Below are 10,917 nucleotides of genomic sequence, written 5' to 3' on the forward strand. Positions count from 1 at the left end.
ATAAGCTGGCATAGTCCATAGATAAAGGCGGTTAGCATATTTTGCTGCCCCGAAAGTGACGAAGAACCGAAAACTTATATAATAAGATCCTGTTTTTTCTTTGGTATATTTCATGCATTATTATTTGCCCGTATAGTTTCTTCTCTCTATATTTGTGTCCGTACACTTGCATGGCGTTGCAGGTCCCTGCATTTATTGATTACGAGAAGCGTTTAAAGATATTATCCGGATATTGAAACTTCGACACTTTCAGACCAAAGGATAATAGACAACTGAACGCTCACGTACCTTCCTTGTTATATATATTCATGCCTGGCATGGGTATGTCCTCAAGAATAGAAGGGCGTGGGCTGTTGTTTATATCACTGGTCGGGCAGTCGAAGGCCTCAATATCGGATATATCACAGTTCCCACGCCTCTTTTTATGGAAAAATCATTCAGTTCGGGAATTGCTGAATAATTAAATTCTTTATTATTATGAACAAAACGAAAACGTTTGAAAGGCTGCATTTGCCCATGTTGGTCTTTTTGTTTTGTGTGTGCACAACCACGCTTACCTATGCCCAGCATTTGGTTTCCGGTGTTGTCAAGGATGTGACCGGTGAGCCTATCATCGGGGCGAACGTAGTCGAGAAGGGGACTACGAATGGTTCTATTACCGACATCGACGGTAAATTCTCTTTTTCCATCTCTAAACCGGCTGTTACGTTGTCTGTTTCCTACATCGGGTATCAGCCGCAAGACTATGCTTACAAAGGACAGGGAAATGTGATTATCACATTGAAAGAGGACTTGCAGAACTTGGACGAAGTCGTGGTTGTCGGCTACGGTGTGGCCAAGAAGCGGGACTTGACCGGTTCGGTTGCCTCCGTGAAGGGAGAGAAGTTGCAGGAGACGGCTTCTTTCAGTGCGGCACAGGCGTTGCAAGGAAGGGCTGCCGGTGTGACGATTTTGTCAACGAGTGCAAAACCGGGCGAGGATGTGCAGGTTCGTGTGCGTGGTAACCGTTCTTTAAAAGCGACAAACGATCCGTTATATGTCGTGGACGGTATTCCTATCGTGGTGGCATTGAGCGAATTGAGTCCATCCGATATTGAATCGGTCGAAGTGTTGAAAGATGCTTCTGCCACGGCTATCTATGGGTCGCGTGGTGCGAATGGTGTTATTCTGGTAACAACAAAGAAGGGGAAAGAGGGTAAGGTGCAGGTCGATTATAACGGCTATGTAGGTGTACAGCAAGCTGCCCGTAAGATTGAAATGTTTGATGGCGGAGAGTGGGTCGAAATGGTACGCGAGGCGAATCGTGCCACAAACAAGACTACTCCGTATCCGCTTGTCCCGACATTGGATTGGGATCGTAAGATCGGTTATTTCAATGCAGATCCGAGTATAATGAACAAGATCGAACAGGGATATGACGAAAACGGTGTCTGGCATTCTGACCGTGTCCCTTACACCGACTGGACAGAGGAGGCCTTGCGTGTTGCTCCGATCCACAATCATGAAGTCAGTGTTCGAGGTGGTACGGAGAAGCTGAAGATGCTCGCTTCCGCAACTTATTTCGGACAAGATGGTGTCGTGAAGGGACAAGATTATCGGCGCTATTCGGTTCGCGTCAATTTCGACTGGACTTTGAACAAATATGTGAAGGTCGGCGGTTCAACCTCTTTCTCTCATCTTGATCGTAACAACGGGGGGAATCTTTATGATGGAGTGAAACTGACATATCCATTGGCTGACATTTATGATGCAAATGGAAACATTATTGAAGCCCGTCCCGGTAATGATCCGCAGCTGTGGAATAAATTCCTGAATATAGAACATGAGAAGAAGGAGATAAAGAAAGATCGCTTTCTGGGAAGTTATTATCTGGATGTTACGCTTCCGTTCGATATTAAATACCGTTCGAATGTCGGTATCGACATAGGTCCCTGGTACGGCAACGAGTTCTACGGAGCGTTGAGTTCGGACCGTTCCGGCAGTCCGGCGCGTGCTGTCAATGCTCGTGATAACCGCCGTATGTACACGTGGGAAAACCTGTTGTTCTATAACAAGACCTTCAAAAAAGATCATACCCTGGGCTTGACTTTCCTGCAATCCATCCAGCAGGAAACATACGAGAAGTCGGAAATCAAAGTGAAAGACCTGCCTTACGAGAACCAGACTTGGAACAATGTCGGTTCGGCCCAGACGATCGAGTCCGTATCGAGTGATTACCAGCGTTGGAATCTGGCTTCTTTCATGGGACGTGTGAATTATAATTACAAAGACCGCTATCTGCTTACGGTATCTGCCCGCTACGACGGTTCTTCCCGTCTGGCTCCGGGGCATAAATGGGTGTTGTTCCCCTCTGCTGCCCTTGCATGGCGTGTCAAGGAAGAATCGTTCCTGAAAGATGCCGACTGTCTGAGCAATTTGAAGCTCCGCCTGGGTTGGGGTATCACCGGCAACACGGCTATCGATCCCTATAAGACGCAGGGTAACCTTGAGTACGGGCGTTACAGCTATGGTTCGAACGGTGTGCTGGCCTTCTATCAGAAGGAGATGCCGAACCCGAACTTGTCATGGGAAAAGACCGAGCAATGGAACGCCGGTATCGATTTCGGTTTCTTGAACGGCCGGATAGGGGGGAGCGTGGATTTGTATCTTCAGAATACGAACGACCTCTTGATGGACCGGCAGTTACCGATCGTTTCCGGTTTCGGTAATGTGACGACCAATATCGGGCAGATCCGTAACAAAGGTCTGGAAGTAACCTTGAATACGGTCAATATCGATACGAAAGATTTCAAGTGGACGACCGACTTCATGTTCTCCGTCAACAAGGAAGAGATCGTGGAACTCTATAACGGGAAAGTCGACGACGAAGGAAATAAATGGTTTATCGGCCAGCCCGTGAAAGTGTTCTATGATTATAAGGCCGACGGTATCTGGCAACTGGAAGATGCTGCCGAACTCGAAAAGTGGGGAGGCGTCTTTAAGCCTGGCGATATCAAGATTGTCGACCGCAATGGCGACTATAAGATCACTTCCGAAGACCGCTTTATTCTCGGTCATGAGAATCCGAACGTGACGTTGAGCATGAGTAATTATTTTAATTATAAGGATTTTGATTTCAGTTTCTTCCTGAATGGTGCTTTCGGACAGACGAAATCTTTCAACCGTGAACTCCGTTTGAGCGGACGTTATAGTGGTGCGAAAGTAAATTACTGGCGTATTATCGGCGAGGATGAAAACGGCAACCCGATCAGTAACCGCAGTAACGAAGCTCCGCGCCCGAATATCGACTTCGAGAACCCGAACTACATTTCTTCCCTTTATAAGGAAGACGCTTCGTTCCTGAGAATCGGCCAGGTGACATTGGGCTATACGTTGCCGAAGGCATTGTTGCAGAATGTCGGTATCCAGAAGTTGCGTGTATATGCAACTGTACAGAATGCGTATGTCTTTACGGGCTATTCAGGTACGGACCCGGAAAGTGGCGGTGACTTCAATGAGCCGATGCCGAGGACGTATCTGTTTGGTGTGAACCTGAGCTTTTGATAATAACTAACATGATAAATAGACGATAGTATGAAAAATATAATAAAATATGGTTTGCTGTCTTTAGTGGCAGCGGCCGGCGTGTCGTGTGAATCTTTCCTGAATGAAAAGGTGGTCAGCGGGGTGTCGTATGATTATCTGGAAACAAAGACCGGTATAGAAACTGCTGTGAACGGCGTTTATTCGACTATGCGCTGGTATGTCGGCGGCGAGCGTTATTATTGCCTGACCGAGTATGGCGTGGATTATGTTTGGGAAGGGGCCGATGGCGGAAATAAAGATGCTTTCAATAAATATAGCAATCAGTTGAACTCTTCTTTCGGCATGTTGTATGAATTTTGGGAAAATGCCTATAAAGGTATTACGCGTGCCAATACGGCGTTGATGTTCTTGCCGAAAGTGGGAGATATGACCGATGCCGAGAAAACGGCGCGTGAAGGTGAACTTCGTTTTATGCGTGCCTATTTCTATTTTGACCTAGTCCAGCAGTTCGGACGCATTCCGTTGTTGAGCGAAGGGAATGTTTCACAGATCATAACCGATTTCCCGCGTGCGTCGGTTGCCGATATTTATGCCTTTATCATCAGCGACCTGCGCTATTCGTTTGATGTTCTGCCCGATGTTGCCATGCAGGCGGATCGTGGCCGTGCAACCAAATGGGCGGCTGCAAACTTGCTTTCGAAAGTTTACCTGACAAGAGGCAGCGCCGTGAAAGACCAGCGTGGACAGAAACCGACCGACATGGATAGTACCGCCTATTTTGCCGAGGCTGTCATCAACTCCGGCAAGTTTGCTTTGGAACCGGACTATGCATCGACGATCGATCAGGACAGACAAAAGGTTTCGTCTGAGACGATCTGGGGTGTCGAGTTTACAAACGACGTATTGTTTAATGGTTCGGAAGGAAATAAGATGCACCTGTATTGGGTTCCGACTTACGAGAAGTTACCGGGAATGCAGCGTGACCTCCAGCAGGGACGTGCCTGGAAGCGTGTGAAACCGACTCCTTATTTGCAGACTGAGTTGTTTGACCACCTGAATGATTCCCGTATGTATAAGATGTTCAGTTGGGTGTTCTATGCCAATAAGGAATCGTCTATTCCCGTATGGCAGGATATACTATGTGGATGAGAACGGCAAGACGACGGATGATTTGTTGTATGAAACTCCGGCGGAGCTGGTGGGTAAGCCTAAGTTCGCTTTGGGAGATACGGCTGTCTATTTTATCCCTAAATATTATGGAGCGAAAGATTATAAAGGAACTGTGATCGACAAGGCGAAAGACCGCCAGATGCAATTAGACATTGCGAAGGCTCCTTATACGTTGATTCCTGTAGATGAAAACACGAACCACTTTTTCCCCTGCCTGAAGAAATGGCTCGATACGCAACGTCCGGATATGAACTACGAGCAGGGAGGACGTAACTTTGTCCGTATGCGTCTGGGTGAGACGTATCTGATAGCTGCCGAAGCTTATGGCAGAAAGGGGGATTTCGAGAAAGCGGCTTCGCTGATCAACGTCGTCCGTAAACGTGCCGCCTATAAGGAAGGAGAAGCCAAACCGCAGGAGTGGTGGCAGATAGATGGTGGTGATATGGCTAACCTGGCCGGTTCGACCGAAAAGTCGATGATGGTGACGCCGGCAGAGATCAGTGACGATTTTATCGGCTTTATGCTGGATGAACGTGCCCGCGAAACATATGGCGAGATGAACCGCTGGGAAGATTTGGTGCGTACGGAAACGTTGTACGAGCGTGTGAAGAAGTTTAACCCGGATGCCGCTCCGAACATACGGGAATATCACAAACTCCGTCCGATCCCGCAGAACCATATCGACCGTCTGTCTCCGAAGCCGTCTGCTGAAGAGGCGCAGAATGAAGGATATTATTAAGCATAATTCAGGCACGGATTACACGGAAAACACGAAAAGAAAATATATTTATCCGTGTTAATCCGTGAAATCCGTGCCTAAAAGATCATGATGAAGGGGTTCTGATGTACCCCTTCTCTTTATTAATAGGTAGAAGTTTTAATTAAAGAGGGAGCTTCTCCCTTTTCGTTTTTACTCTTCTTCCGCAAACATCGGGTCCCAAGCCGGTAACCGTGTCGGTTTTTGTTTCAATACTTCCCGAACCTTGTCGGTAATGTATTTCTTGCCTACGACCAGGCGGAACATGTATTCGTTGAACCATTCGTCCGTCATGATCAGATGGCCGTTGTTGGCACCTGGTCCCCAACTGTTTTCCACCATCCACTTTTTCGGTTGGCCGTTAGCATCCAAATCGACAGCCATCAGTGTCATGGCGTGGGAAGAACCGCTGGCAAAGGTCTGGATGCGTTGCTTCTTGTCCATGCCGAAAGTCGTGCCCATCAGCGAACCGTAATCATAATAGTTTACATCCAGTACACCCCGGCCCCGGTCGAAGAATTTGCCTACATCACAAGAGAAATACATCATGGTGCTGTCTTTGATAGAGGCGATCGCCATTTCCTTGATGTCTTCTATCGGAAGGTTGACATAGGTCCAGTTCTTGCCGTCGTAGGCATGGCGGTCGAAGTCGATCTCATATAATTTATAGTAGTCGCGGCTCGGATCGTTCATCAGCATGACATAGTTGTTCTTCAAATCTTCGCCCACGAATTCCCGGTAGAACGATTGCGGGGTGTATTCTTTTGTCTCGACCGGTTTGCCGCTTGCGTCTTTGCGTGTCCAGGTGAATTTCGTAGGCGGTTCTCCGAGGTTGAGGACCAGCATACGGTAGATTTCGCCCAGCATCCCGGTCTTGCGTTTTGCCAGTGTTTCCGGTTTCGAGCCTTTGGCGTCGCGCAGTTCCAATCCGTATTCTTTCAGTTTCAGGCCGATCAGGTTGGACATACGGCCGGTATTGTCGCTGCTATAGGTCTCGACCATGACGCCGGAAGGGACGATGCCGTATTTCATCAGGTTGTCGGAGATACCGGTGAACTGTCCGCCGTCTCCGATCGGATTCTTGAACAGCCATTCCACCATCTTGTCGTCGATCGGCTTTTCACGTGTGTCGATGATCCCTTGCAGGAAAAGGTTGGCCTTCTCAAGCTGGTCCCAGAAGAAGTTGTAGTTCTGCGAGAGTTCGAATTCCGGCAGGTTATACTTGGCGATGACCTGTGCACGTATCACGTTCAGCCCCGTAAACAACCAGCAACGGCCGGAGGATTTCTGGTTCGTGATCCCTTTGCTGTTCACCTTGTCGGAAAAGTAGGTGTCGAAATTGTTTTTACTATCGTTGTCGACGGCCAGGCGGTTGATGTCGTTGCCCGCGATCGCGTTGTGAATGGCTTTGTCGGCCGGCGTTCCTTTGTAGGCTTGCTTGATTTCCTGCAACATCCCGGACGAGATGCCGCCTTCCTGCCTGCCCTGCCCGTAAGCCGATAACGATAGCCCGAACGCGAGGGCTGTTATCCACAGATTGTTCTTTCTCATGATATAATTTGTTTCGTTTTTTTAAGTGTCCTGCCACAAAAGCGGTCTTCTTATTTATACCAGGACGAGTACATGTGATAGTTCTTGGCGATCTTCTGATTGATCTCCTTCGCCTGTTCCGGGTCCACTTTCTTTACGAACTTGGCCGGTACGCCGGCGTAGATGCTTCCCGGCTCGACGATGGTCTTGCTCAGCACGACCGAGCCGGCAGCGACGATCGCCCCTTCGCCGATCACGGCGTGGTCCAGTACGACCGAGCCCATCCCGATCAGGGCGCCGTTGCATATCTTTGCCCCGTGGATCGTGACATTGTGGCCGACCGACACGTCGTCGCCGATCTCAATCGTCGATTTCTCGTATAGGGTGTGCAGGACGGAGCCGTCCTGTATATTCACCCCGTTGCCGATCCGGATGGAGTTGACATCACCTCGCAACACGGTCCCGAACCAGATGCTGCAACCTTCGCCTATCTCGACATCGCCGATAATGGTGGCGTTGTCTGCTAAAAACGTGTCTTTACCTATTTGGGGGGTAAAGCCTCTTACTGATTTTATTAAAGCCATAATTTGGAAATTGAGAATTGGAAATTGAAAATTGAAAATTATGTTTACTCTCTTTAAGTTTCAATTTTCAACTTTCAATTTTTAATTAGTTAGATTTCTGCTGTTTTATCCTTCAACCAAGCCTTCTCTTCTTCGTTCAGATGCGGGCTTACCAAGTCGTACACCATCTGGTGGTATTTGTTCAGCCAGGCATGCTCGCGTACGGAAAGCATGGACGGGATGACCAGTTTCGTATCGATATGACATAAAGTCAGCGTCTCGAAGCCGAGGAACTTTCCGAATTCCGTTTCACTGTCTTCGCGGATCAGGATCATGTTCTCGGTACGGATGCCATATTCGCCGGGACGGTACATGGCCGGTTCGTCGCTCATCACCATGCCCGGTTCCAGGATTACCGGGTTTTCTTCCATGCGGATGCTTTGCGGCCCTTCGTGCACGTTCAGGCAATGGCCGATGCCGTGGCAGGTCCCGTGCAGGTAGTTGATGCCGGCATCCCACAAGGCTTTGCGGGCGAAAGCGTCGATCAGGCAGCCCCGTATGCCTGCGGGGAATTTGCATTTGGCAATTCCGATCGTGCCTTTCAGGGCGCGGGTGAAGTCCTTCTTCATCTGCTCGCTCGGCTCGTCGCAAAGGGCGATCGTACGGGTGATGTCGGTCGTCCCGTCCAAATACTGGGCGCCGGAGTCGAGCAGGTACAGGCTGTCCGTTTTCAGCTCCGTATCCGTTTCGGGGGTAGGAGAATAGTGCACGACCGCTCCGTGCGGGCCGTAGCTGGATATGCTGGCGAAGCTGTCCATGACGTATTGGGGCTGTTCGGCGCGTAGTTCCGTCAACTTGGCGGCGGCACTCAGTTCCGTCACCTTTTCTCCGGCTTTAAGCCTTTTTTCCAGCCAGAAATAGAATTTGGTCATGGCGATGCCGTCTTTCAGGACCGCGTTGCGGAAGCCTTTTATCTCGGTCTCGTTCTTGATGCTTTTCAGGTGGTTGGCGGGCGAGATCCCTTCTATCAGGATACTGCTTTCGGGCAGGGCATTGTAGATGGCCACGTTGGTCCGTTTGCCGTCGATAAACACCCGTGTCCGTTCCGGCAACCGTGAGAGGAAGGTCGCCAACATGCCGTAATCGGCCAGTGTCACTCCTTCTTTCTTTAGATGCTCTGCGATTTCGGCGGGGAGCTTCTTCGGATTCACGAACAGAACGCTTTCTTTCTCGGAAACGAATGCGTAACTGATGACGACCGGATTATAGGCAACGTCCGTTCCTCTGATGTTGAAGGTCCAGGCCACTTCGTCCAATGCGGAGAGGATGGTGCAGTCGGCTCCTGCCTTATGCAACATTTTGTTGATATCGAGAAGTTTGTCTTCGACTGATTTCCCGCTGAGTTCGACCGGCATTTCAAACATCGGAGCTTCCGGCATGGCGGGGCGTTCTTTCCAGATCGGATCGATCAGCGAAGCGTTTGTGTCCAGTTTGATCTCTTTTTCCGCCAGCGACTTTTCCAGCGTGCGGGCATCTGCCAGGCTGTATGTCTCGCCGTTCAGGCCGACGGTCTGTCCCTCTTCCAATTCGTGTGCTAAGAACTCCGGGATGGTCGGGGTCTCGGGCAACATCATTTTGAAAAGTTCGATGCCTGTCCCTTCCAATTGGGTGGAGGCTTGCAGGAAATAGCGGGAGTCGGTCCAAAGTCCGGCTTTATCGGCCGTGATTACAACTGTTCCGGCCGAACCGGTGAATCCGGAAATCCATTCGCGGTATTTCCAGCAGTCGGCAGGATATTCACTCATGTGAGGGTCGGAAGTCGGAATGATATAAGCATCGATTTTATGCAACTTCATTGCTTCCCTCAGGGCGGCAATGCGTTCGGAAATGTTTGTTTTCATCGCATCTTGTTTTATGTAGACGTTACTAATATGGCAAAGTTATTAAATTTCCCGTGATAGACCTCAACCGCCGATAAAAGATTTTTGTAAAATAGATTGCCGATAACCAATAGCGGGAACAGCATTATTTTATATCTTCGCGCAGAAAGACTCGCCTGCCGTCAATTGTCGGCAAACGATTACGATAGGTCGGGCTTTTCCGGCAAGCGTTTTTGTTTAATATGCACGGTTGTGCCTATACATTATATTAAAGATGAATACCCATATAACCGATTTGAAGACGGTCCGTCTGAGTCAAGACGAGAGTGCGGTGATTATCCTGGACCAGACCCGCTTGCCGGGAGCCGAAGTCTATGTCGCCCTTTCTTCGGCAGAAGAGATCTGGGATGCCATATATAAATTGAAGGTACGCGGGGCGCCGGCTATCGGGATTGCTGCTGCCTATGGCATTTATGTATGCAGCCGGCAGATTGCGGCTGGCGCTTACGACGGGTTTTACCGTGAGTTCCTACGAATTAAGAATTACCTGGCCTCTTCCCGCCCGACTGCGGTCAATTTGGTTGCCGCTTTGAACCGGATGGAAAAAGTCGTGGCCGTTCATCCGATGAAGCCCGTTCCGGAAATCGTGCGACTTTTGCGTGCCGAGTCGGAGGCGATCCGGGCGGAAGATGCGGCTGCTTGCCGGAAGATAGGGGAGAACTGCCTTTCCTTGTTGCGTCCGGGAATGGGAATCCTGACACATTGCAATGCCGGCCATCTGGCAGTGTCGGAATATGGGACGGCTCTGGCGCCGGTTTATTTAGGAGAAGAACGCGGATATGGTTTTAAGGTGTTTGCCGATGAGACGCGTCCGCTGTTGCAAGGCGCACGCCTGACGGCCTACGAATTGCAGAAGGCAGGCGTGGATGTTACCTTGATCTGTGATAATATGGCATCGGCCGTCATGCGGAAAGGTTGGGTGCAGGCTGTCGTGGTCGGTTGCGACCGGGTGGCGGCAAATGGCGATACGGCCAATAAGATCGGGACTTCGGGGGTGGCGATCCTGGCCCGTCATTACGGTATCCCCTTTTATGTCTTGGGCCCGACATCCACCATTGATTTGGATTGCCCGGATGGAGATTCGATCGTGATCGAGGAACGCGATCCGGAAGAAATTACGGACATGTGGTATGCTTCGCGGATGGCTCCCGAAGGAGTGAGGGCCTATAACCCGGCTTTTGATGTTACTCCTCACGACTTGATAACTGCGATTATCACCGAAAAAGGAATTGCTTATCCTCCTTTCCGTATGGAGGATTTCTGAAAAATATTTACGGAAAGTTTTGCTAATCCCGAAACAATCAGTAATTTTGCTGCCCAATTTGTGGATATAGTAATTAAACAATATAATAAATTAAATTATGATCGTAGTTCCATTAAAAGAAGGCGAAAACATTGAAAAAGCGCTGAAGAAATTCAAAAGAAAGTTTGA

General features: G+C 49.3%; 8 protein-coding genes. 5 read left to right on the forward strand and 3 right to left on the reverse strand.

The genetic code is table 11. The features are described from left to right. Window positions 1–477 precede the first annotated feature (477 nt). From RDN79_RS18295 to RDN79_RS18305, 3 genes are read left to right on the forward strand one after another with little or no spacing between them, the layout of a single operon-like run. The gene (locus RDN79_RS18295; RefSeq protein ID WP_298554275.1) at window positions 478–3,543 is read left to right on the forward strand and encodes a TonB-dependent receptor; all 3,066 of its coding nucleotides are present in this window, start codon (window positions 478–480) and stop codon (window positions 3,541–3,543) included. A gap of 30 nt (window positions 3,544–3,573) precedes the next feature. After that, a complete protein-coding gene (locus tag RDN79_RS18300; protein WP_298554272.1) occupies window positions 3,574–4,674 on the forward strand; it encodes a RagB/SusD family nutrient uptake outer membrane protein in 1,101 nt (366 codons plus the stop codon). Next, the gene (locus RDN79_RS18305; protein ID WP_298554269.1) at window positions 4,622–5,434 is read left to right on the forward strand and encodes a RagB/SusD family nutrient uptake outer membrane protein; all 813 of its coding nucleotides are present in this window, start codon (window positions 4,622–4,624) and stop codon (window positions 5,432–5,434) included. The genes RDN79_RS18300 and RDN79_RS18305 overlap by 53 nt, the downstream gene beginning before the upstream one ends. A gap of 171 nt (window positions 5,435–5,605) precedes the next feature. On the opposite strand, the gene RDN79_RS18310 is transcribed toward RDN79_RS18305, so the two are convergent. From RDN79_RS18310 to RDN79_RS18320, 3 genes are all read right to left on the reverse strand, one after another. Continuing rightward, window positions 5,606–7,003 carry a C1 family peptidase gene (locus tag RDN79_RS18310; protein ID WP_298554267.1) on the reverse strand — a complete coding sequence of 466 codons (1,398 nt, stop codon included), beginning with the start codon at window positions 7,001–7,003 and terminating at the stop codon, window positions 5,606–5,608. 50 nt (window positions 7,004–7,053) lie between these two features. Further along, a complete protein-coding gene (locus RDN79_RS18315; protein WP_298554264.1) occupies window positions 7,054–7,566 on the reverse strand; it encodes a gamma carbonic anhydrase family protein in 513 nt (170 codons plus the stop codon). Window positions 7,567–7,655: 89 nt separating this feature from the next. Continuing rightward, window positions 7,656–9,446, reverse strand: coding sequence for an aminopeptidase P family protein (locus RDN79_RS18320; protein WP_298554261.1), 1,791 nt, complete (start codon window positions 9,444–9,446; stop codon window positions 7,656–7,658). A gap of 253 nt (window positions 9,447–9,699) precedes the next feature. Between RDN79_RS18320 and mtnA the strand changes: the two genes are divergently transcribed. Further along, window positions 9,700–10,749 carry an S-methyl-5-thioribose-1-phosphate isomerase gene (mtnA, locus tag RDN79_RS18325; RefSeq protein WP_298554258.1) on the forward strand — a complete coding sequence of 350 codons (1,050 nt, stop codon included), beginning with the start codon at window positions 9,700–9,702 and terminating at the stop codon, window positions 10,747–10,749. A 97-nt stretch (window positions 10,750–10,846) separates the two neighbouring features. Then, window positions 10,847–10,917, forward strand: a 71-nt coding sequence (locus RDN79_RS18330) for a 30S ribosomal protein S21 (protein ID WP_302421322.1), incomplete at its 3' end; no start/stop codon positions are given.

It is taken from the genome of uncultured Parabacteroides sp. (assembly GCF_902493135.1).
Taxonomy (GTDB): Bacteria; Bacteroidota; Bacteroidia; order Bacteroidales; family Tannerellaceae; genus Parabacteroides.